21 protein-coding genes are annotated in these 21,445 nt (G+C 37.4%); 3 read left to right on the top strand and 18 right to left on the bottom strand.

Features of this window, described 5'->3' with window-relative positions; translation table 11 throughout:
• Positions 1 to 3 precede the first annotated feature (3 nt).
• The gene (locus EGI31_RS17660; protein ID WP_255038479.1) at positions 4 to 1,260 is read right to left on the bottom strand and encodes a PAS domain-containing sensor histidine kinase; all 1,257 of its coding nucleotides are present in this window, start codon (positions 1,258 to 1,260) and stop codon (positions 4 to 6) included.
• A gap of 159 nt (positions 1,261 to 1,419) precedes the next feature.
• Here EGI31_RS17660 and EGI31_RS17655 point away from each other — a divergent pair, with 159 nt between their 5' ends.
• The gene (locus EGI31_RS17655; RefSeq protein WP_255038478.1) at positions 1,420 to 1,779 is read left to right on the top strand and encodes a hypothetical protein; all 360 of its coding nucleotides are present in this window, start codon (positions 1,420 to 1,422) and stop codon (positions 1,777 to 1,779) included.
• Positions 1,780 to 1,782: 3 nt separating this feature from the next.
• Here the strand turns inward: EGI31_RS17655 and EGI31_RS17650 are convergent, their stop codons facing one another.
• The 8 genes from EGI31_RS17650 to EGI31_RS17615 all read right to left on the bottom strand — a co-directional run bounded on the left by EGI31_RS17650 (position 1,783) and on the right by EGI31_RS17615 (position 9,740).
• The gene (locus EGI31_RS17650; RefSeq protein ID WP_255038477.1) at positions 1,783 to 2,760 is read right to left on the bottom strand and encodes a YhdH/YhfP family quinone oxidoreductase; all 978 of its coding nucleotides are present in this window, start codon (positions 2,758 to 2,760) and stop codon (positions 1,783 to 1,785) included.
• On the bottom strand, positions 2,739 to 4,385 hold the full coding sequence (gene pyrG, locus EGI31_RS17645; protein WP_255038476.1) for a CTP synthase: 1,647 nt from the start codon (positions 4,383 to 4,385) through the stop codon (positions 2,739 to 2,741). The genes EGI31_RS17650 and pyrG overlap by 22 nt, the downstream gene beginning before the upstream one ends.
• Before the next feature lie 110 nt (positions 4,386 to 4,495).
• Positions 4,496 to 5,305 carry a hypothetical protein gene (locus EGI31_RS17640; protein WP_255038475.1) on the bottom strand — a complete coding sequence of 270 codons (810 nt, stop codon included), beginning with the start codon at positions 5,303 to 5,305 and terminating at the stop codon, positions 4,496 to 4,498.
• Positions 5,306 to 5,403: 98 nt separating this feature from the next.
• On the bottom strand, positions 5,404 to 7,035 hold the full coding sequence (gene groL / locus EGI31_RS17635; RefSeq protein ID WP_255038474.1) for a chaperonin GroEL: 1,632 nt from the start codon (positions 7,033 to 7,035) through the stop codon (positions 5,404 to 5,406).
• A gap of 42 nt (positions 7,036 to 7,077) precedes the next feature.
• On the bottom strand, positions 7,078 to 7,353 hold the full coding sequence (locus tag EGI31_RS17630; protein WP_255038473.1) for a co-chaperone GroES: 276 nt from the start codon (positions 7,351 to 7,353) through the stop codon (positions 7,078 to 7,080).
• A 323-nt stretch (positions 7,354 to 7,676) separates the two neighbouring features.
• Positions 7,677 to 8,267, bottom strand: coding sequence for an acyl carrier protein (locus EGI31_RS17625; RefSeq protein WP_310586225.1), 591 nt, complete (start codon positions 8,265 to 8,267; stop codon positions 7,677 to 7,679).
• 43 nt (positions 8,268 to 8,310) lie between these two features.
• Positions 8,311 to 8,793 carry a cytidine deaminase gene (locus EGI31_RS17620; protein ID WP_255038472.1) on the bottom strand — a complete coding sequence of 161 codons (483 nt, stop codon included), beginning with the start codon at positions 8,791 to 8,793 and terminating at the stop codon, positions 8,311 to 8,313.
• A gap of 71 nt (positions 8,794 to 8,864) precedes the next feature.
• Entirely contained in the window at positions 8,865 to 9,740 is an 876-nt protein-coding gene (locus tag EGI31_RS17615; RefSeq protein ID WP_255038471.1) for a nucleoside phosphorylase, read from the bottom strand.
• Positions 9,741 to 10,118: 378 nt separating this feature from the next.
• Here EGI31_RS17615 and EGI31_RS17610 point away from each other — a divergent pair, with 378 nt between their 5' ends.
• Entirely contained in the window at positions 10,119 to 10,415 is a 297-nt protein-coding gene (locus EGI31_RS17610; protein ID WP_255038470.1) for a hypothetical protein, read from the top strand.
• A 12-nt stretch (positions 10,416 to 10,427) separates the two neighbouring features.
• Positions 10,428 to 10,814 (top strand): hypothetical protein, encoded by a 387-nt coding sequence (locus EGI31_RS17605; RefSeq protein ID WP_255038469.1) that lies wholly within the window; start codon positions 10,428 to 10,430, stop codon positions 10,812 to 10,814.
• A gap of 658 nt (positions 10,815 to 11,472) precedes the next feature.
• On the opposite strand, the gene EGI31_RS17600 is transcribed toward EGI31_RS17605, so the two are convergent.
• The 9 genes from EGI31_RS17600 to EGI31_RS17560 all read right to left on the bottom strand — a co-directional run bounded on the left by EGI31_RS17600 (position 11,473) and on the right by EGI31_RS17560 (position 21,147).
• A complete protein-coding gene (locus EGI31_RS17600) occupies positions 11,473 to 11,976 on the bottom strand; it encodes a GNAT family N-acetyltransferase (RefSeq protein WP_255038468.1) in 504 nt (167 codons plus the stop codon).
• A 48-nt stretch (positions 11,977 to 12,024) separates the two neighbouring features.
• Positions 12,025 to 12,645: a lactate permease LctP family transporter gene (locus EGI31_RS17595; RefSeq protein ID WP_255038467.1), complete on the bottom strand. Its 621-nt coding sequence runs from the start codon at positions 12,643 to 12,645 to the stop codon at positions 12,025 to 12,027.
• 265 nt (positions 12,646 to 12,910) lie between these two features.
• A complete protein-coding gene (locus tag EGI31_RS17590) occupies positions 12,911 to 14,098 on the bottom strand; it encodes an acetate/propionate family kinase (RefSeq protein WP_255038466.1) in 1,188 nt (395 codons plus the stop codon).
• Positions 14,095 to 16,263, bottom strand: coding sequence for a phosphate acetyltransferase (gene pta / locus EGI31_RS17585; protein WP_310586224.1), 2,169 nt, complete (start codon positions 16,261 to 16,263; stop codon positions 14,095 to 14,097). Before pta ends, EGI31_RS17590 begins: the two co-directional genes overlap by 4 nt.
• 38 nt (positions 16,264 to 16,301) lie before the next feature.
• Entirely contained in the window at positions 16,302 to 16,745 is a 444-nt protein-coding gene (locus EGI31_RS17580) for a hypothetical protein (RefSeq protein ID WP_255038465.1), read from the bottom strand.
• A gap of 94 nt (positions 16,746 to 16,839) precedes the next feature.
• Positions 16,840 to 17,700, bottom strand: coding sequence for a TolB family protein (locus EGI31_RS17575; protein WP_255038464.1), 861 nt, complete (start codon positions 17,698 to 17,700; stop codon positions 16,840 to 16,842).
• Positions 17,701 to 17,788: 88 nt separating this feature from the next.
• Positions 17,789 to 18,508, bottom strand: coding sequence for an LOG family protein (locus tag EGI31_RS17570; RefSeq protein ID WP_255038463.1), 720 nt, complete (start codon positions 18,506 to 18,508; stop codon positions 17,789 to 17,791).
• A 27-nt stretch (positions 18,509 to 18,535) separates the two neighbouring features.
• Positions 18,536 to 20,197 carry a glutamine--tRNA ligase/YqeY domain fusion protein gene (locus EGI31_RS17565; protein ID WP_255038462.1) on the bottom strand — a complete coding sequence of 554 codons (1,662 nt, stop codon included), beginning with the start codon at positions 20,195 to 20,197 and terminating at the stop codon, positions 18,536 to 18,538.
• A gap of 173 nt (positions 20,198 to 20,370) precedes the next feature.
• Positions 20,371 to 21,147: an enoyl-CoA hydratase/isomerase family protein gene (locus EGI31_RS17560; protein WP_255038461.1), complete on the bottom strand. Its 777-nt coding sequence runs from the start codon at positions 21,145 to 21,147 to the stop codon at positions 20,371 to 20,373.
• Positions 21,148 to 21,445: the final 298 nt, after the last annotated feature.

Here is a 21,445-nt window from a genome sequence, read left to right as displayed (position 1 = left end):
GTCCTAGATTTTAGATGACTTTAAGTTTTTGGGTAAATTTACGTTAAAAACACTGCCTTTGCCAACTTCGCTCGAAAATTTAATGGTTCCTTTTAGATAGTTAACGTATTGCAGAACTATGCTTAGTCCTAGTCCTGTACCTTGTATATTTTCGACATTACTTGATCTGAAGAATCTTGTAAAAAGTTTCTCGTGGTCCGCTTTTGGAATTCCCAAACCGTAGTCTTTCACCTCAAGGTAAATTTCGTTAGGCTCTAGTCTGAGACTAATGTCTATTGGGCTATCTTCCTTTGAAAACTTAATGGCATTGGTCAAGAGATTAATGAGTATGTGTCTGAGCAATTTTGGATCTTGAAAGACAACAGTTTCTGGGGTTTCAGCACCTTTGAAATTTATCTTTTGACCGGGTTTAAGAAGGCCTTGTAAGTCTTGAATGAGCTCATTTATAAAATTCTGAATATTGAAATTTTCAGGATTTACAATCACTTTTCCTTCTTCTATTTTATTAACTGAAAGTATGTCATTGAGTATATCAGTGAGGTTTTTAATGGATTTTTTAATACGGTCGTTGTGCTTGTTTCGTTTTTCAGTCTCATTGAGCTCGTTGTATTTTTCCATCAACGAAAGCGACGACAAAATGGTAGAAAGTGGTGTTCGGAACTCGTGCGAAGCAATAGAAATGAATTTGGTCTTCATAGAGTTGAGCTCTTGTTCTCTCTTCAATGAATTATCAAGTTCGTTTTTGGTTTTTTCAAGCTTCTGTATGGCTTCTTTCAGAATAAGCGTTCGTTCTTCAACCTCCTTTTCCAGCTCTTTTCTATAGTTTTTTTCGTTTTCTTCAGCCTTTTTTCGAGTACTAATGTCGATAATGAAACAAATGACAAAGCTACCTTGGGAGTTTTTGAATGGACTAAGACTCACTTCCACTGGGAATTCGTCGCCACCCTTTTTTAGGGCATAGAGGTCAAATTGTAAACCCATACTGCGTGCGTGTGGCGATTCCATATATTTTTCTCGGTGTCCGACGTGTCTTTCTTGAAATCTTTTTGGAATCAAAATCTCAATTTTTTGACCAAGAACCTCGTTTTCGTGTTCATATCCAAAGGTTTTTAAACCAGAGGGGTTGATTTTCAATATCTTACTTTGATCGTCAGATATTACAATACCCTCATTGGCATATTTAAAAATAGCTTCGAATTGATTTAAAATGTCAATTTCCACGAAATACTGATTATATAATTGGTCACTTTTCTCTTCCATTGGCAAACTATCCTTATTGTTTGGTCAAAAATATGACTTTTGTCATGATAACTATTATGAATGATTAAATTTTCTTTTCTAAAATTTCTATGACTGATTTGAGTCATAGTTGCGTAATTTTTTTTTTACAAATTTTGAAGCCTATTTGAAACATAAGGTATGAAAGGCGGTAAAAAAATATTGATTGACTCTGCGACGAGGATATCTGAGCTCATGAATGGGTTTAACACCGCTTTTCCTTTTTTAAGAATTGAAATTTATAGAAAAGGAGAGGCTGTGAGTCTTGGACATAGAGATTTTGTGGTTTTCGAAATTGCCAATATTGTAAATCCTAAGGGATTTGCGATTGAAGGTGACATGAAAGTAAATGAAATTGAAAAGCTTTTTCTGGAAAACTTGGGTCTGGAAATTTCTATTTTTAGAAAAATGGGAACTTCTGAGGTGGAAACTACCTACACGAGTTTATGGACATTAAACCACCAAAACAATAAGGGAGAGGAAATTCACCTCGCAATTTAGAACTTACGAAATCTTTACCACTATTCTACCCATTTGATTGCCTCGAAGCATTTTTTCTATTTCCTTACCCAGTTCACTCAATTCTACTGTTTTCTGAATGGCTTCGAGATTATTAGGTTTCCATTCGTTTGAAAGCTTTTGCCATAAATCCTTACGCCACTTGTAGTCGGCTTCGGCTGAATCAATTCCAAAAAGTGATAGACCTCGTAATATGAATGGAAAAACTGTGGTATTCAATGCTGGAGATAATGCCATTCCACAGATTGAAACTGCACCGTTAGGTTTGATAAGCTTAAGGATATTCTCGAGTATTGTACCGCCTACCGTATCTATAGCGGCCGTGAAAATGGGCTTTAGTAATGGACGATCGGTGTTTTCAAAACTATGGATTACTTCGCTTGTTCCTAGACCCTTTAAAAATCCTACAGCAGATTCTTTTCTTGAAAAAGCCATGGTTTCTACACCTAACTTGTCCAAAATCATCAAAGCCAATGTGCCCACGCCACCAGTGGCACCGCTTACTATTACGGGACCTTGAGTGAGTCCATTGTGTAGAAGTTTGTCCACACACATGGCCGCGGTTAGACCAGCAGTACCCAGAATCATAGATTCTTTTAGACTTATTCCACTCGGTACAGGTATGGCCCAGTAAGCAGGAACCGAAATGTACTCTGAAAAACCGCCAGAGGTATTCATTCCCAAATCATAACCTGTGACGATAACTTCATCACCTTCTTTAAAATCTGTTGAACTGGATTGTACTACAATTCCGGCAGCGTCTATTCCTGGAGTATGGGGATATTTTTTGGTGACTCCTTTATTTCCTGAGGCAGAAAGGGCGTCTTTAAAGTTTAGTGAGGAAAAATGGACTTTGATCAGCAAGTCGTTATCTGGTAAAGAATCGATGCTCGCTTCCTCAATGGTTTGAGAAAACGAGCCATCTTCAAGTTCTTTTACAACTATTTTGTTGAATTTTTCCATTTTTGGAAGTCAAGTGCGGCTTTCACAAAACTGATAAACAAAGGATGCGGTTGGAGAACCGTACTTTTCAATTCTGGGTGATACTGCACACCTATGAAAAATCTTTTCGTTGGAATTTCTATGATTTCCACCAAGTCATTTTCGGGGTTAGTACCTCCAATAAATAAGCCGTTGGCTTCAAAATCTTGGCGATATTTGTTGTTAAATTCCCAACGGTGACGGTGTCTTTCCGAAATTTTAGATTTGCCGTAAATTTTCTTGGCGAGAGATTTATCGGCCAGTTTGCAATTGTATGAACCCAAACGCATCGTTCCTCCTTTATTTTCTACATTTTGCTGATCTTCCATGAGGTCAATCACAGGATAATTGGTGTTTTTCTCCATTTCAGTAGAATGTGCACCTGTCCAACCTAATACGTTTCTAGCATATTCTATTACGGCCATTTGCATGCCCAAGCAAATCCCAAGGAATGGAATATTGTTTTCTCTTACATATTTTACGGCTTCTATTTTTCCTTCTATTCCTCGCTCTCCAAAACCAGGTGCCACCAAAACGGCATCCAAGTTTTTGAGTTTTTCTTCGGTACTACCCACCACCAGAGACTCAGAGTGAATCCATGAGATTTTTACTTTGCAGTTATTCTCAGCACCTGCATGTATAAATGCCTCAATGATCGACTTGTATGCGTCTTTCAATTCAACGTATTTTCCGATAAGGCCAATATTAACTTCGAATTCAGGTTTTTTAAGTCTTTGCAAAAACTCCTCCCACTTTTTCATGTCGGCGTCGTGGTCGTTGTACACATCGAGCATATATAAGACACGTTGGTCGAGTTTTTCCTTTTTCATCAGCATAGGGACCTCGTAGATGGTTTTGGCATCCATGGCTTCTATCACCGAGTTTATTTCTACGTTACAAAAAAGGGCTATTTTTCTTCTAATGTCTGCCGGTAAATGATGTTCTGTACGGCAAACGATAATATCTGGCTGAATACCCGACTCTTGTAATTGTTTAACGGAGTGTTGAGTTGGTTTAGTCTTAAGTTCTTCGGCTGACTTTAGGTAAGGAACGAGGGTTAGGTGAATGGTAAGCATGTTTTTTTCACCCAATTCCCACTTTAATTGTCTTACCGCTTCTATAAATGGTAAGGATTCGATATCTCCAACACAACCTCCAATTTCAGTGATTATGATGTCGTATTTGCCATTGTCGCCCAGAATCCTGATATTTCTTTTGATTTCGTCAGTGATATGCGGAATTACCTGAACGGTTTTGCCAAGAAAGTCCCCGCGGCGTTCTTTGCTCAGTACATTATAGTAAATTCTACCAGTGGTAACATTGTTAGCCTGAGAAGTTTGAACGTTCAAAAAACGCTCATAGTGTCCAAGATCAAGGTCGGTTTCTGCACCGTCGTCAGTCACATAACACTCACCGTGCTCATAAGGATTGAGTGTGCCAGGGTCAACGTTTAGATAAGGGTCGAGTTTTTGAATAGTTACAGATAAGCCTCTAGCCTGTAGTAGTTTAGCCAATGAAGAGGCGATGATTCCTTTGCCCAGCGATGAGGCAACTCCGCCCGTGACAAATATATACTTAGTTTTCTTTTGCTTCCCGCTCAATGGCATCGTATTAAATGATTGATTACGGGATACAAAGTTAGGAATATTTGGCGAAGCCAAGCATACTTTTCGGAATAAAAAAGAACAAAAAACTTAATGTCTTTAAAACTAAAACATTATAGTTCGCAATCGTAGGAAAAATTTTCAGACATCGGAGTTGGTCTATTGTTCAGGGTTCGGGTGTAATCTACCTTGGTTGGAAATCCGAGTGTATTATACTGGTATTCGTAACGATAGGTAATGTTTTCAAATCCCCTTTTTACAACTGCGGTTTTAACGTTGTTGGTGTTAAGGTACTGCGTAAAATTAAGTCCACCGCTCAATAGAGAATAAACCATGTAGTAACTAAGTATATTGCCGATCTTCTGGTTTTTATAGGGCGATGGCTTGTCATCAAATTCCGTATTTTCTAATATAGTTTCCCACTCTCCATTTAAGAATGCGGTGATATATTTCACGTTTCCGTTGGCATCGTAGGTAAATCTGGTGTCTACTTTATCAGGGAAAGTAGGCCAGTTGAGAACCAATTTGTCGATTTTGCCTATATTGTTATAGGTAATTACCGTAGGGTAGCTGAATTTTTTCCCTTGGCTGTCAGTTCCTTCAAAGGTGATTTTACTTAATTGGTTTTTATCGTTGTACTCAAAAAGCGTATAGGCATTTTTTGTCCTGCTATGCACTGCTCGAGATAATTTTCCTGCTGTGTAAATGAAAGTATCAAAATCATTAAATCCGATAATGTTTTGAAGGGTATTTTCCTTAAACACAAATTGATATTGCTGACCGTCTGAGCGTGTGTTGGATAGTATTTTACACTCTTTATTAGGCTCTATTGGTTTTTCTATTCCAAGGTCTTTAGTTGCGTCTTTTTCACAGGCAAGCAGTGAAAAAAATAAAATTGTTAGGTGAAAAAATCTTTTTGGCATTATGGTGTTGTTTTGTCCATAATGTTATTGCAAAAATTGTGCTAAAAAAAAAGCCCGCATCGAAATGCAGGCTTTTTTAAAGAATATTTTAGAACGAATTACATCATTCCGCCCATTCCGCCGCCACCGTGCATGTGTGGAGCTTCTGGTTTGTCTTCTTGAATGTCACATACCACAGCCTCAGTAGTCAACAATAGACCTGCGATTGAAGCCGCATTTTCTAGTGCCAAACGAGTAACTTTAGTAGGGTCGATGATACCAGCCGTAATCATGTCTTCGTATCTGTCATCACGAGCATTGTAGCCATAAGCTCCTTTGCCAGTTTTAACTTCTTGAACCACTACTGAACCTTCGCCACCAGCGTTAGCTACGATAGTTCTCAATGGAGCCTCAATAGCATTTCTGATGATGTTGATACCAGTTTTCTCGTCTGGGCTAACGATTTCGATACCGTCAAGTGCTGACTGAGCTCTGATAAGAGCCACACCACCACCAGCTACAATACCTTCTTCCACAGCAGCACGTGTTGCATGCAATGCATCGTCTACTCTGTCTTTTTTCTCTTTCATTTCTACTTCTGTAGCAGCACCGATGTAGATAATAGCAACACCACCTGACAATTTAGCCAAACGCTCTTGCAATTTCTCTTTGTCGTAGTCTGAAGTAGTGCTTTCTATTTGGGCTTTGATTTGACCTACTCTTCCTTTGATTTCGTCTTCAGCACCAGCACCGTTGATGATGGTAGTATTGTCTTTGTCAACAATAGCTTTTTCGCACTGACCCAACATAGTGATTTCTACGTTCTCTAGTTTGAAACCTCTTTCTTCCGAGATTACAGTACCGCCAGTCAATATAGCGATGTCTTCCAACATGGCCTTACGACGGTCGCCAAAGCCAGGAGCCTTAACAGCTACCACTTTCAAGGCACCTCTGATTTTATTTACTACCAAAGTAGCCAAAGCTTCTCCGTCAACATCTTCAGCGATGATCATCAAAGGACGACCAGTTTGTGCAACTGCCTCCAATACCGGAAGTAATTCTTTCATAGAAGAAACTTTCTTCTCAGAAATCAAGATAAATGGACGATCCATTTCGGCTTCCATTTTCTCAGTGTTGGTTACGAAGTATGGAGAAAGATATCCTCTGTCAAACTGCATACCTTCTACTGTTTTTACTTCAGTTTCAGTACCACGAGCTTCTTCTACAGTGATAACACCTTCTTTACCTACTTTATCCATAGCGTCAGCTATCATTTGACCGATTTCGTGGTCGTTGTTAGCCGAGATAGTTGCTACTTGAGTGATTTCTTTCGAAGTAGTGATTGATTTTGACTGAGCGTGCAATTCTTTAACGATTGCAGATACAGCTTTCTCAATACCTCTTTTCAATTCCATTGGGTTTGCACCAGCGGCTACGTTTTTAGCACCGATAGTGTAGATGGCTTGAGCCAAAACAGTTGCAGTAGTAGTACCGTCACCCGCTTGGTCAGCAGTTTTAGAAGCAACTTCTTTCACCAACTGAGCTCCCATGTTTTCGATGGCATCTGCCAATTCGATTTCTTTGGCTACAGTTACACCGTCTTTTGTGATAGCTGGTGAACCGAATTTTTTGTCAATGATTACGTTACGACCTTTTGGTCCTAAAGTAACTTTCACGGCGTTGGCCAATGTATCAACACCTCTTTTTAGTTTATCTCTTGCGTCTGTATCGAAAAGAATTTGTTTTGCCATTTTCGTATTTTTTTGGTTGTAATCTGTCTATTAAAAATGAAATTAAACGATTGCGTAGATGTCTGATTCTCTCATGATCAAATACTCTTTACCGTCTACTGTAAGTTCAGTTCCAGAATATTTGCCATACAATACTGCATCACCTACTTTTACCGACATTGGCTCGTCTTTTTTACCTGGTCCTACAGCTACCACTGTTCCTTTTTGAGGTTTTTCTTTTGCTGTATCAGGAATAATAATTCCGAAGGCTGTTTTCTCCTCCGCTGGAGCTGCCTCTATCAAAACTCTGTCTGCTAAAGGTTTCACGTTTACTGACATAATACTATTTAAAGTTTAAAGATTATTTAATTTTATCTGCAATGCCTATGAACAATTACTAAGCCAAAGGCCAAGTAGGTATATTTTTACTGACATTTTTTCAGGTTTGTCTGCCAAAAGTAAATTTTGGAGAAAAAATAAGGACAATTTTGACAGTGCCAAAAGCGGTTCGCTGCATGTCCTTTTTTATTCTGACATTAGATTAAATGTACAATAAGAATTGAATTTTGATTAGTAAATATTTTTTAACATTTAAGATTTTAGTAGGTTTTGTGGTTTAGGAAAGAAATATTCAAATGGAGCATTAAGTCTGGCTGAGATAATTAATCGATTCCGAGGTCATAGGTAAAGGAACTTGATGTAAAAATTTCATCGACATCCACCCCAGACTTTAAATGGGTAATTCCTATAACTGCGATTAGTATTTCAAAAAAGCTTGTAATATTATCGAAGTCTATAAAGTCTTGATAGTTAAGTGCTCCAATACATTCTATTAACCGTTCGAAAGTCATATCTAAAATAGGTGGCTTTATTCGAATGATATTAAAACCAAATATTTTCACATCTTCTATTTTTTCTACTTTTAAATCTTGAGGATTAAGTTCAGGTAATTTCAAGTTTAACGTTTCCTCTAATTTCTTCCATGTAGTTTTTAAGTCGTCTTTTGCTAAGAATTCACCCACAGTGTTAGTGAGATCAAGATTGGCTGGAAATTCAAGGACTGTTAAGGCAGATTTGATGGAATTAAGTAATCGGATTTTCAAACAATTGTTAGGAAATATAAAGGTAGAATTTTGGTAAATGTAGTTTGCCAAATCTCCTACAGTCGATATATTTTGGGCATCTTGATCACTAATTTTTATTTTAAATTCATCTTCAATTTGCATTAGAAGTTCAACACTATCTAAACCCATATTATTTCCCCATTTAAATTGAGCTAATGACCAATTAGATTGCTTAGTTTTTCAAAACATTGTCATCAAATGCCAAAGGCAAAATGGCTTTGGAAGTTTCGAAAACGTAGGTTTCACCGCCTATTTTGTGCAATATGATGCGTAATGGAGATTTTTGTTTCATTTCCATTTCTACAATTACTTGTCTACAAAAACCGCATGGCGTTACGGGTTCGGTGGTGGTGGTATTGGTGGCCGTTATGGCAATGGTCTTTATTTTTTTGTCAGGAAAATTGGCATTAACGTAGTTTAAAACAGTTCTTTCGGCACAGGTTCCAGACGGAAATGCTATGTTTTCTTGATTATTTCCTGCGAAAATTTCTCCAGAATCCAACATTACTGCCGCCCCAACCGGGAATTTTGAATAGGGCGAATAACTCAATTTGGCTATTTCAATGGCTCTGTTTATCAGAATTCTGTCAGATTCTGCCATTTCTTCGGTGTTGGCAAAAGCACTGTATTCTATATTTATTGTTTTCTTTATCATTTTGTTTCTTTTTTACCACTAGGTCGCTAAGACGCTATTTCTCATTCACTGCAAAACGGCAATTTTTACATTTAAATAAAACTGTTGAGGACTTTTTCTATCATTATTTGAACCGATTTCTTGTAATCTTTGGAATATTCGCCCGAAAATCGGTTGGCTATAATGCAATTTATCGAAATGGCTTTATGTCCCAAAAGTTTTGAGAGCCCAAAAATGGCTGAAGTTTCCATCTCGAAATTGGTGATTTTTAAGCCATTGTATTCAAATCTGGAAAGCTTCTCGTTGAGTAAACTGTCTTGCACATCCAATCTTAAAACTCTGCCTTGAGGACCATAAAAGCCACAGGCTGTTGCTGTAATACCCGTATAAAAACCTAAATTCTTGGCTTTTTGGATTAAATCCTCATCTCCTTCAACCAAATATGGTCTCGAAAGTTTGCTGCTCCATTCGGTTTCTTCTATAAACTTTTCTACGAAAGGATTGTAAGTAAATGCCTCAGAGTTTTTGTAAAAATGCAATAATCCGTCCATTCCTAAACCATGCGTGCTGGCCAAAAAACTATCAACTGGTATGTGTTTTTGTAAAGAACCAGAAGTGCCTAAACGTATGAAGGTGAGTTGCTTATGGGTATCTTTCAATTGTTTTTTCTGCAAATCTATATTCACTACAGCATCCAATTCTGTCAGTACAATGTCTATATTGTCAGTACCCATGCCAGTCGAAATAACCGTAACTTTTTTGCCATTTTTGGTGCCGGTATGCGTCACAATTTCTCTTTTTTGAGTCTTGAAATCTACGGTATCAAAAAAAGCCGAAACCGTAGGCACTCTGTCGGGGTCGCCCACCAAAAAAACAGTATCTCCCAAGTTTTCAGGCAGAAGATTGCAATGGTACAAACTGCCGTCGGGATTGAGTATGAGTTCGGAAGCTGCTAAGGTTTTGGTCATTGCTGAAAGAATATTTTTATGTTTGCTGAAGTTTTGATGTAATCCAAAAAGTAAATTAAAGCACAATCTGTGAGCAATGCAAGCTGGGTTTGGAATATTGTTGGGTGGAAGGATTTTAGGGAAAGGTGGAGTTTAGTTTTTTTAGAGGTTAGCGGAATTTGAAAAAAGGAATAATATATAAAAAGACTTAGATGTGGGAAATATTTGGCAAATGGGGATAGCAACTTTAAATTTTTGCGATTGGTATATCATTTTTTTATGCTTCGAAATCTGGAAAATGTAGCAGGGCTGAAAACTGACCGTTTAATAATTTTTTCCAAGTAATTTAGAAATTGTTAAATATGTTATTCATATTTGGTAGATTATTAAACAATTAAAATGAAAAAAATCACACTGTTTCTACTTCTAACATTTTTAATTTCTTGTGAAAAACCCATCGATTCACCTACCACAAAAAGTAATTCAAAAAGTTTAAGACTTAGTGCAAAGGATCAGGAAAATTTGGTTTTGAAAATTTCAAATTCAAAACCCTTTCAAGACCTTTATAATATTGCTGTCAAAGATAAAATTAGCAACAAATTAAAGAAAGGGTTCAAATTAACTGATGATATTAAAATGAGACTGAGTAGTATGAAATCTCGAATGGAATATGAGCAGATTTTAACAGAAATGTAAGATAAACCTTCAATGAAAATTAAACAATTGGAGAATATTTACTATAATTTAATAGAACTTCAAAATGAATTTCCGGAGTTGAGGAGTTCCGAACCTTCAGAGAGGAATAAAATACTACAGTCCGCATATTTACTTTTCAATGAAAAAAACAACGAAAAAGCTAGGGTAATGATACCGAATCCAGATGACTGTGCCAGGAATTGTCAGGCACAGTTGAATTTAACTCTTAATTCTGCGTATAATCAATTTCTCTACACTTCTGCGGGATGTGTGGTTTTAAGTCCTACTATTTGGGCCTTTTTTGCGTGTACTGCTGTTGCAGGGGCAATTTATGACGATCAATTTAATACTGGTTATCAGTCATTTGGTATTTGTTGGGACAGTTGTGGTTACTATTAATTAAATTATTATGGAAAAAATATTCGATGCTAAAAGGAACGGGCTTTTAAAAGTACTGAAGGTTATAGGTATGATTTCACCATATTTAATGATGGTTTTAGGTACTTATTTAAATCGCAACCAATTATCGTTATTACCGTTATTCATTTTCCTCGTTCTGCAAATAATTTTAGCATTGATTATTTATATTTTATCGGACGATTTAAATAGAAAATCAATGTCTAGAAATATATTTATTAACTTACTTTTAGCAATTATTTTCGCAATAATTGTATATAAAGTACATAAATAGATAGCTATTTTTAAAGCCAACTTCTAGGAGTTGGCTTTTTTAATAAAAAAGTAGATGTCCAATTCGTTAGGCTTTCCGACAAGTTCCGATAGGCTATTTGGAAGCTAGATAAGAATGGTTTGTAGTCCTAAATGATGTAAGAAGTTTTCCACTTTTCAATCGAATTTACTACTCTAAGTGTATTCGGAGAGTTTGAGCCTCAGAATAAAATAAGACAATAAACTGTCTGGTTTTACTTTACACGGCTTTGTAAATGTTTAAAATCAATATTATCGAAATTGGTAGAATCAGCTCTTCAGCATGTTTCGATAGGGCATTTTGAGGCCAAATAAATTAAGATTCGTAATCCAATTCACAAAACATCCTTCACCTCGCAATATCCATCCTCCAATACACCAAAGTTTCATCGCTGGAGTAGGTTACAAAATTGTTTTTCAGTAAGACTTTCGCAGAAGCTGGATTGTCCTTTTCTGTGGAGGCCAAAACGGCGTTTAAATAGGGTTTAAACCAATTGATGATGCCTGAAACGGCCTCTGACATAAAGCCCATGTTTCTAAAGTTCTCATAAGTGCCGTAGCCAATTTCAACTTCCCCGAGTTCGTTGGGTTCTCCTACAAAGCACAAATCACCCACCAAACAGTTTTTTTCTTTCCAAATCATCGTCCAAAGCGTAAAGAAAAGGTGATTTTTTAGTGGATTGGCCACATTGGGCATGATAAAATACTCTAGAGCTTCCATCAGGTCGGGCGAAATTTCTCGTTTGGCGGGCTTCACTTTGAGTTCTTCCTCTAAGGAATTATCGAGTTTTATGTATTTTTCGAGTTGTCTGTGGTTTAAAGGTCTTAATATAAGTCTTTCGGTTTCAATCATTCTCTTTGGTTGTTCAATCTACGGCTCGGTAAAATTAGAGGAAAGAATTTAAATCTGCTTCACAAAAACATCAGTTCCGTTGTTTTTAAAGCCCATTTCTTTAAGATATTGTTGATGGGCGGGTGTTTTACCTATTGCATTTAAAGTTTTGATGCCAGATTTTTGAAAGGTGTCTGTGAGAAATTGGTACAGAAAGCTGCCATTTTTAAAATCTCGGTATTGTGGTGTCACAAAATCCAAATCGATGCTTAAAACTCCATCAGATTCTTTATGTGCCAAAAACAAACCCACCAATGCCATGTTTCTGGTAATGAAGTAATTGTAATCTTTGTGGCTCAGGTTGAAATCAAAATCTGGACTTATTTTCTCTATTTCTTTTTTGTTGAAATTTACAAATTCATGCAGTAGCGACTCTTTATCAGAAGTTTTGATAATCTTGAATTCGTCTTTTTTTGAATATATTTTATAAAGAAAATAAAGATTTATAAAAACGATGGCAGTGTTGAAAAAACAAACCGGCCAAGCTTGTATCAAGAATCCGTAAACAGCAAAAAGTGCTGATCCCAAAAGGTTTATCCACCTGAATTTTACAATGGAAGACATTACCAAGGAAATGGCCACGATTAAGGATGCTGCATAGCCAATCCATTCAAAGAGGTTTTCTGACATTTGTTGAAGTTTTAGGGTTCAAATTTAGGGTATTTTAAACAAATCTTGTTTTTGGCTAGAGAATTCACATTTGGGAATATATTTGATGGATCTTTGTTTATTTTTGAAAGCAAAAAACGTAATGTCGCCCCTATTGGGCTTTTATGGTTTTATCATTATTTTTCCTACCAAAATTACGCCCCTGTGGGGCTTAATCAATAGGTCCATCTATTTGTTTTTTAAATATGAATTCCCTAGGTTTCACTCTTTTGCCAATCCTCAAATTTTAATTTATCAATTTAAAAGATTGTTTCGCAATTTCCAGTTCTTCGTTGGTAGGTACTATCAAAATTTTGGCTCTACTGCCCTCAGTCTGTATTTCTCTAATTCCCTTTTCTTTCGAATTGTTTTTTTTTGGATTAAGCTCAATTCCCAAAAAATCCATTTCAGAACAAACCATTTCTCTTAAAATGGAGCTATTTTCTCCGATTCCGGCAGTAAATACCAAAGCATCCAGTCCATTCATGGCTGCTGCGTAGGCTCCAATATACTTTTTTATTCTGTAGGCATTCATTTCCAGGGCTATTGTGCAGTCGGGGTTACCTTCTTCATGGCCTTTTTGGATTTCTCGCATATCGCTGAAGCCTGTCAGACCCAGCATGCCACTTTTTTTATTGAGTAAGTTGCTGATTTCTTGGTAACTATAACCTTTGGTTTCCATTAAATACAAAATAATGGCTGGATCTATATCCCCACTTCTTGTACCCATCACCAAACCTGTTAGTGGACCAAAACCTAGAGAATGATCCACACTTTTTCCAGCATTTATGGCGGTGGCACTACAACCATTTCCAAGATGAAGCACTACGATTTTTGCATTTGGGTTGTTCAAATAAGTCAAGGCTTTTTCACTCACATATTTGTGGCTGGTGCCGTGGAAGCCGTATAATCTGATGTGTTCTTTTTCGTAAAGTTCATTCGGAATGGCGTACCGGTGGGCTTTTTCTGGGATACTTTGATGAAAGGCCGTATCAAAAACCGCCACTTGCTTGGCATCAGGAAATATCTTTTCGGCTACTTCTATTCCGACCAAATTCGGTGGATTATGCAAAGGAGCCAAACTGGCCAATTGATGAATTTTTTCTTTTATTTCTTTGGTTATCAGTGTAGTGTCCGAAAAATGTTTACCTCCATGCACCACACGATGGCCTATGGCATCAATTTCTTTTGGGCTAGATATTACACCGGAGCCTATGTCCAAAAGAAAAACTGCGGCCAATTCCAATGCTTGGTGATGGTCTTTTATTTTTAGGACACGAGTATCTTTGTTCTTTAGCGACTCAAAACTATATTTGGCGTCCTCCATACCAATTCTCTCCACCAAGCCTGAGGCCAAAATGGTCTCTGCAGGCATGGAAATCAGCTGAAACTTCAATGAGGAGCTTCCAGAATTTATAACCAATATTTTTTTCATAAATCTTGTGCTTGTATGGCCGTGATAATCACCGTATTGTACACATCATCTACCGTACAGCCTCGACTGAGATCGTTTACGGGTTTGTTAAGTCCTTGAAGCATAGGGCCAATGGCCAATGCTCCGGTTTCCCTTTGCACAGCCTTGTAGGTGTTGTTTCCGGTATTTAAATCTGGGAAAATCAACACACTGGCTTGTCCTGCCACTTCTGAGTTTGGTAATTTACTTTTCCCAACTTCCATGTCTACGGCAGCGTCGTATTGTATCGGCCCTTCAATTTTCAGGTCTGGTCGCATTTTTTTTACAATTTCAGTGGCTTCTCTTACTTTTTCTACATCTTCGCCTTTTCCTGAGGTGCCCGAAGAGTAGGAGAGCATGGCGATTTTGGGTTCTATGCCAAATGCTTGACTACTTTCGGCGGAGGAAATGGCGATTTCGGCCAATTCTTGGGCAGTAGGGTTGGGGTTAATGGCACAGTCGCCAAAGACAGAAACCCTGTCTTCTAAACACATAAAGAATACCGAAGAAACAATATTTACCCCAGGACGGGTTTTTATAAACTGCAAAGCCGGTCTAATAGTATGCTGCGTGGTATGTACTGCACCAGACACCATGCCGTCTGCATGACCTTTGTGAATCATCATCGTTCCAAAATACGAAACATCAGACATGAGGTCTCTCGCAATGTCCATGTTTACATTTTTGTGTTTACGCAGCTGGTAAATGGTTTCTACGTAATCATCAAAATTCGGAGATTTTACTGGATCAACTACATGTATTTTGCTAAAATCCAACGAAATACCATGCTGAATGGCTTTTTCTTTGATTTGCTCTGGATTTCCCAAAAGTGTAATCTCTACCAGATTGGATTTAATAAGTCTCGCAGCGGCATGGATGATTCTTTCGTCGGTTCCTTCGGGCAATACAATGTGCTTTCTGTTTTTCTGTGCTTTTCTTACCAAACTATACTGAAACATTCTCGGCGTAAGCCCTTTGTTCTCAAAGTTCATTAGTTTCTCCAAAAGGGCATGGATAGGCACATTATGCTCAAATGTCTCTATTGAGGTCAGTATTTTTTTTGTATTTGAGGCGTAAATATTAGATTTTAAATCACCTACAATATTTGCTACTTGGAAAGTTCCTTCTTCTACAGACAAAATCGGGACAATCTGTGGAGAGCCCTCTATGAGTTTGATGATGGGTTCTTCGGGCAAAAGACCACCAGTAAGGATGATTCCAGCTATTCGGGGGTAACTTTTAGAAATATTGGCTTGTAAAACACCTAAAATGATGTCAGCTCGGTCACCGGGAGTAATAACCAAGTTGTCCCCTTTTATTTGTGGTAGGTAATTTCTCAGTTGCATAGCACCCACACCCATGGAGCCTATCTGATTTCCCAGAAACTCTTCGCCAAATAATATTTTTGCATTTAAAACATCCGCAACTTCCTGAACCGTAGGATTTAGTAAAGCGTCTATTCTTGGAATAGCATATGCCTCAATATTATCAGGTAGAAAACTCCTCATTGCAGAGTTTGCAATATCTAAATTTTCTGGAAGGATTTTGTTATTGATGATGGCTATAATTTGAACCTCTTTTTGGCGGTAAGAGTTGTAAGCTAGCTTCATGCTGGACGTTAGCTCCTCTTTGGTTTTGCCAACTCCGTTACCTACTAATATAACTGGTAAGCCTAAATTTTTGGCTATCAGTACATTGATATCAAGTTCTACCAGATTGCCTTCGCCAGAGAAGTCGGAACCTTCTACCAATACAAAATCGAATTGTTCCTCCAATTGCTTGTATTTTGCTATGATGAGGTCTATCAATTCACCTGTTTCTCCGCTATTTATGAGGTTTACAGCTTCAATATGTGTTAGTCCAACAACTTGATCATAAGTAAGTTTGAGGTCAAAGTGCGTAAGCATTATTTGTGTGTGGTTGTCTGACTCTTTGCTTTCTACAATGGGTCTGAAATAGGCCACTTTCGGCATTTTTCCGAGTAGATTTTGCATTAGACCTAACGAAACGAGCGATTTTCCACTGTGATCTTCAATGGATGCTATATAAATTCCTTTTGTCATTCTTTCTTTGGTTTGATGCAAAATTACGCTTCCATTTGACCACAAATAATAGGACAAATCATTATAAAATGCTTCATTGGTCATAAAATGAAGCGAATATCTTCGAAAGAAAGATGGAACAGTTATTCCATCACAATCTTATTGTCGCGGTCGATATTGGTTCTGGTATCAAACACAAAATCCACAAATTTGGCATCACCAGCTTCGCCTTTTACCAATACTTTGGTGCGTCCTAGTTCTAATCCATCAGCATCCAATACTTTCATGGTCACGTTTCTATTAATCCTTTTTTCGAAAATCATATAGACATTTAAGACATTATGTCTACCTCCTTTACTGCCCAAAGTAACTTTTCCAGTAGATAATCCCCTGGTTTTCAGGTTTTCAGAAATGTCAATATTGATTTTAGTGGCCTTTTCTATTCCTGATTTAACGCTTTTCGCTATGGTGGCGGCTGATTTTCCAACTGTTTCACCAGCTTCCGCAAGTTTTTCGTTGCCTTCGTCGGTCTGACAAGAAAGCAAAGCCGTTTGAGCAAATAATAGGGTTATGAGTAGTTTTTTCATTTGTTTATAATTTACCGTTAAGTCGCAAAGACGCTATGAAATATTCAAATCTCTTGTGTCTAAATACTTAATTATGAATGTTTAATTTGTTAATTTATTCGTTTATTACCAATGCTAAAAGATTACCTTTGATGGCCAATCTGCTTATTTTATTAGACGGAAAACCATAGGGTAGGGTTACATTTTTCCAAGTATTTGATTTCGTTTCAAAAAAGAAAAGTTCTTTATCCTTCGAGCTAAATAGCACCCCTGCATCATTCCAAGCATTATAATATTCTGAGTCCTTAAGGGCTTCGGCGAAAGTTGTAACCGTTTGATTTTGAGGTTTCAATAGTTTTAGATTCCAATTCTCTCCATCTTTTTCTACAAAACTAAATGCTTTTTTACTTTTGACATAATGTAGAGATCTCCCTATGTTTTTTCCAAGAACAATTCCAGATTTTGACTGATTTTCGAACAATTGTAAGGTGTTGGGTTCGCCCAAAACAAATGTTACTAATTCGTTATTCTGACTCCAAGCATGGTATCCGATTTTACCAGCCTTTTGTGATTCTAAAATTATCTGTGTCTTTTCGGGATTATCGATGGAGAATTTCACCAAGTCTTGATCACCATTAGATTTTCTTTGAACAATGCAGCTGATGTATTTTTGGTCAGAAGTAACGGTTGGGGAATATTCAGAGTCTTCAGTGTTTGTAACTTGAGTCAGTTTTTTTGCCGCATAATTATACGCCCAAATGTCGGTTTGACCGTTGCTTTGTGAACTAAAATAAACGATTGATTTTTTGGGATGAAAACCGGGCTGGTTATCGTAACCACTTCTATTAGAGATGTTTAAAGGATTTCTAGCCTCATATCCATCAGCCGATTTAGTCAACTTTAACAGATAAATTTCGCTTCCATTTTGAGCTAGGACAGTAAAATGGATTGCAAAAAACAATAATAGTAATTTCATAGAATTAAATTCAAAGCCATTTAGACTTTAGTAATATCCAAAAATACTATTTTTGATTGATTTTGTTGATTTTTTCAAAAGAAAAGGCTTAACCCTTACTTTCACCCAGCCATTTTATTGGTTTATATTTTAATCCAAAACCAGTTTCTGTCTTTCTTTTTATATAAGAAATGGCTTCTTCAACATCATTGGTGATCAAAAACAAATGTTCATCTTCTTTGGAAATAGTTTTCTTTTCAATCATGAATTTTATATGTTCGATAATGTTTGAATGAAACCCATCGTCGAAAATCACCACTGGGAACTTCTCTATTTTTCCGGTTTGAATAAGTGTTAAAGCCTCAAAAAATTCGTCTAAGGTGCCAAATCCACCCGGGCAAATCACAAAAGCGTAGGAATATTTGATGAGAAGGGTTTTTCTGACAAAGAAGTATTCAAAATCCATCCACTTATCGAGATATGGGTTTGGTTTTTGTTCGAAAGGCAGTACTATATTGCATCCTACAGATTTTCCGCCAACATCTTTTGCTCCTCTGTTGGCAGCTTCCATGATTCCCGGTCCGCCACCCGTTAATATTGTAAATCCAAGTTTAGCCAATCCAGCCCCAATTTTCCGGGCATCTTGATAGAATTTGTTATCTTCGGTAAACCTAGCGGAGCCAAAAATAGTGACGCAGGGCCCAACAAAATGCAGGGTTCTGAAGCCGTTAATAAACTCCTTGAAGACATTAAAAGTAAATTTCAGCTCTGTCCATCTCGATTTAGGACCATCTAAAAACTCAATTTCGGTGTGAGGACCTCCTCCCATTTTATCTTAATTTTTGTTGTAAATATTTCATCCAACTTTAAAACCTTCTTTGAGTCCAACTGTTTTGTTGAAAACCAAGTTTTCAGGAGAAAAATCAGTATCAGGTACAAAATAACCATTCCTCATGAATTGGTATCTATCACCAGGCTTGGCATCTTTTAGTACAGGTTCTACATAAGCAGTAATTATTTCCAAAGAGTTTTCATTGATATATTCTTTGAAGTCACCCTCCTCAGAACTTGGATCTTCTACCTTAAAAAGCCTATCGTAGATTCTTATTTCTGATTTCAAACCTTCAGAGGCACTTACCCACTGAATAACTCCCTTCACCTTAATTCCGCTTTCGTCGGCTCCACTTTTGGATGAAGGTATGTAACTACAACGAAGTTCTTTTATACTCCCGCCTTCGTTTTCAATGACTTCGTCGCATTGAATAATGTAAGCTCCTTTAAGTCTTACCATTTTTCCTGGAGAAAGTCTGAAGTATTTGGCAGGAGGTTCTTTCATGAAATCTCCTCGCTCAATATAAATTTCTTTCGTGAAATTCACCAATCTATGTCCCGACTCTGGATCTTCAGGATTGTTTTCAAGACTACAAGGTTCTACAACTCCGTCTGGCAAATTAGTAATGACAACTTTGAGCGGGTCAAATACGGCCATTACTCTTGTAGAGGTTTTGTTCAAATCTTCTCTAACAAAAAACTCTAAAAGGCTGACATCTATGAGGTTGTCTCGTTTTTGAATGCCTATCCTATCACAAAAATCAACAATAGACTTGGCTGTATATCCTCTTCTACGCATACCTGAAATTGTCGGCATTCGAGGGTCGTCCCACGCCGTCACGTGTCCTTCATTCACCAATTGCAGCAATTTACGCTTACTCATTACGGTGTAAGTGAGGTTTAGGCGTGCAAATTCATATTGTTTTGAAGGAAAAATCTCCAGTTTTTCGAGAAACCAGTCATACAATTCTCTGTGAGAAACGAATTCAAGTGTACATATGGAGTGGGTGATACCTTCGATAGAATCAGACTGCCCATGTGCGAAGTCATACATTGGATAGATACACCATTTGTCTCCGGTACGGTGGTGTTCAGCGAATTTAATTCTGTAAATAATGGGATCACGCATGAGCATGTTGCTCGATGTCATGTCAATTTTGGCCCTTAAAACTCTGCTTCCTTCCGCAAAATCGCCATTGGCCATACCATCAAACAAATTCAAATTTTCTTCAACAGTCCTGTTTCTAAACGGACTCTCAACACCAGGGGCGTTTGGTGTTCCTTTTAGTGTAGCCATTTCTTCGGCTGAGCTGTCGTCCACGTAAGCCAAACCTTTGGTTATGAGTTTTTTCGCATATTTAAACAGCTGATCAAAATAGTCAGAAGCGTACATTTCGTTGGTCCAGTTAAAACCTAACCAACGCAAATCGTTTTTAATGGAATCTACGTATTCTGTGTCCTCAGTTACCGGATTGGTATCGTCGAAACGTAAGTTGGTACCACCGCCGTATTTTTGAGCGAGGCCAAAATTCAGACATATCGACTTGGCATGACCAATGTGAAGATAGCCATTGGGCTCGGGTGGAAAACGAGTAAGCAATCTGCCATTGTGTTTTCCAGACTTCAAATCTGCTTCTATGATTTCCTCTACGAAATTCAAACTTCGTTCTTTAATTGTTTCTGACATACTCGGTGTTTGTTGTACCAAAAAGCTAATTTATAAAAAGCACTTCTAACATTGTATTTTGGGTTGAAGGTTTTATGGTTCCAACTTGATTTAATCCTAAAAAATATTTCGATTTTATAATTAGAACGATCTAGAATGTCTGAAATATTGATTCCCAAGAATATACATTCGTATTATCTGCCTTGGAAATTAGGTTCCCTCTTTTGTAAAAAAGCCATCACACCTTCCACAAAATCATTGCTAAATCCACATTGGGTTTGGCCTTCTGCTTCAAGATTTAAAACACCTTCAAGGTTATTTTCAAATGATTTATTGAGAATATTTTTCATTAATCCGATGCTTTTGGTGGCGGCTTTTGCATAAAAATCAGCCATTTTTTCGACTTCTTCCTCTAAAAACGCTGAATCGACGGTTTTGTTTACCAAACCCAGTTGAAGAGCTTCGTCCATGAAAACCTTACGACCAGTGCTACAAAGTTCGAACGTTTTCAGAGTACCAATCATTCTCGGTAGAAAATACATAGATCCGGCATCTGGCAAAAGTCCAATACCCACAAAGAGCTCAGTCATGTAGGTGTTCTTGTCGGCTATAATCATGTCACAGGCCAAAGCAAGTGACATACCAGCTCCCGCTGCCATACCGTTGAGCTTACAAATAATCGGTTTTTCAATCGCTCTCATGTTGGTGATGAGCGGATTGTAAGTGGCCTTTAAAACCTTGCCAAGGTTAGGGTCAGTTATTCCGGACTTTAAGTCGGCTCCAGAACAAAAGGCCTTGCCTTCTCCACCTGAGAGCACCACCACTCTTACAGTTTCATTGTTCCTGCATACATTGAAAGCCTCATTCAGTTCGGTTAATAGCTTATTGTTCAGGGCATTGAATACCTCTGGGCGATTGAGGGTAATATAACATTTACCTTCCTTAATTTCGAAGATGAGCGTTTCAAACATTTGATTTTTAGTTTAAGGATGAAAATCAAATTTCGGTATTTTATTCTGAAATCAAAAAAGAAATAGGTGAAAGGGAAAAAATAGGTCTAATTGTGTGATGCAAGGACGTAATTATAAGGCAATAGGGTTCTACCTGCTAAAAAGTATTTTTTAGCATCTTTAAATACAAACATTCTTGAATATCTGATATTCAATCATTTGTAAATGGATGGCTTTGGATTATTAGAAGGTTTTTCTTTTTTGCCCAAAGTTAAAACTACCACCCCAACAGCCAAAGCTGCTAATCCGAATAATACTC

This window comes from Lacihabitans soyangensis (assembly GCF_024343775.1).
Taxonomy (GTDB): domain Bacteria; phylum Bacteroidota; class Bacteroidia; order Cytophagales; family Spirosomataceae; genus Leadbetterella; species Leadbetterella soyangensis.
This window is presented reverse-complemented; position numbering and strand designations above follow the sequence as displayed.

What these genes read in the sequence shown, in the direction of transcription:
- EGI31_RS17650 (WP_255038477.1), bottom strand. Translation starts at nt 2,760, where the DNA reads ATGGAAAAATTCAACAAAATAGTTGTAAAAGAACTTGAAGATGGCTCG.
- EGI31_RS17630 (WP_255038473.1), bottom strand. Translation starts at nt 7,353, where the DNA reads ATGTCAGTAAACGTGAAACCTTTAGCAGACAGAGTTTTGATAGAGGCA.
- groL (WP_255038474.1), bottom strand. Translation starts at nt 7,035, where the DNA reads ATGGCAAAACAAATTCTTTTCGATACAGACGCAAGAGATAAACTAAAA.
- EGI31_RS17570 (WP_255038463.1), bottom strand. Translation starts at nt 18,508, where the DNA reads ATGGGAGGAGGTCCTCACACCGAAATTGAGTTTTTAGATGGTCCTAAA.
- EGI31_RS17590 (WP_255038466.1), bottom strand. Translation starts at nt 14,098, where the DNA reads ATGAAAAAAATATTGGTTATAAATTCTGGAAGCTCCTCATTGAAGTTT.
- EGI31_RS17600 (WP_255038468.1), bottom strand. Translation starts at nt 11,976, where the DNA reads ATGATTGAAACCGAAAGACTTATATTAAGACCTTTAAACCACAGACAA.
- EGI31_RS17615 (WP_255038471.1), bottom strand. Translation starts at nt 9,740, where the DNA reads ATGACCAAAACCTTAGCAGCTTCCGAACTCATACTCAATCCCGACGGC.
- EGI31_RS17625 (WP_310586225.1), bottom strand. Translation starts at nt 8,267, where the DNA reads ATGGGTTTAGATAGTGTTGAACTTCTAATGCAAATTGAAGATGAATTT.
- EGI31_RS17560 (WP_255038461.1), bottom strand. Translation starts at nt 21,147, where the DNA reads ATGTTTGAAACGCTCATCTTCGAAATTAAGGAAGGTAAATGTTATATT.
- pyrG (WP_255038476.1), bottom strand. Translation starts at nt 4,385, where the DNA reads ATGCCATTGAGCGGGAAGCAAAAGAAAACTAAGTATATATTTGTCACG.
- EGI31_RS17610 (WP_255038470.1), top strand. Translation starts at nt 10,119, where the DNA reads ATGAAAAAAATCACACTGTTTCTACTTCTAACATTTTTAATTTCTTGT.
- EGI31_RS17640 (WP_255038475.1), bottom strand. Translation starts at nt 5,305, where the DNA reads ATGCCAAAAAGATTTTTTCACCTAACAATTTTATTTTTTTCACTGCTT.
- EGI31_RS17595 (WP_255038467.1), bottom strand. Translation starts at nt 12,645, where the DNA reads ATGTCAGAAAACCTCTTTGAATGGATTGGCTATGCAGCATCCTTAATC.
- pta (WP_310586224.1), bottom strand. Translation starts at nt 16,263, where the DNA reads ATGACCAATGAAGCATTTTATAATGATTTGTCCTATTATTTGTGGTCA.
- EGI31_RS17565 (WP_255038462.1), bottom strand. Translation starts at nt 20,197, where the DNA reads ATGTCAGAAACAATTAAAGAACGAAGTTTGAATTTCGTAGAGGAAATC.
- EGI31_RS17575 (WP_255038464.1), bottom strand. Translation starts at nt 17,700, where the DNA reads ATGAAATTACTATTATTGTTTTTTGCAATCCATTTTACTGTCCTAGCT.
- EGI31_RS17605 (WP_255038469.1), top strand. Translation starts at nt 10,428, where the DNA reads ATGAAAATTAAACAATTGGAGAATATTTACTATAATTTAATAGAACTT.
- EGI31_RS17655 (WP_255038478.1), top strand. Translation starts at nt 1,420, where the DNA reads ATGAAAGGCGGTAAAAAAATATTGATTGACTCTGCGACGAGGATATCT.
- EGI31_RS17660 (WP_255038479.1), bottom strand. Translation starts at nt 1,260, where the DNA reads ATGGAAGAGAAAAGTGACCAATTATATAATCAGTATTTCGTGGAAATT.
- EGI31_RS17620 (WP_255038472.1), bottom strand. Translation starts at nt 8,793, where the DNA reads ATGATAAAGAAAACAATAAATATAGAATACAGTGCTTTTGCCAACACC.
- EGI31_RS17580 (WP_255038465.1), bottom strand. Translation starts at nt 16,745, where the DNA reads ATGAAAAAACTACTCATAACCCTATTATTTGCTCAAACGGCTTTGCTT.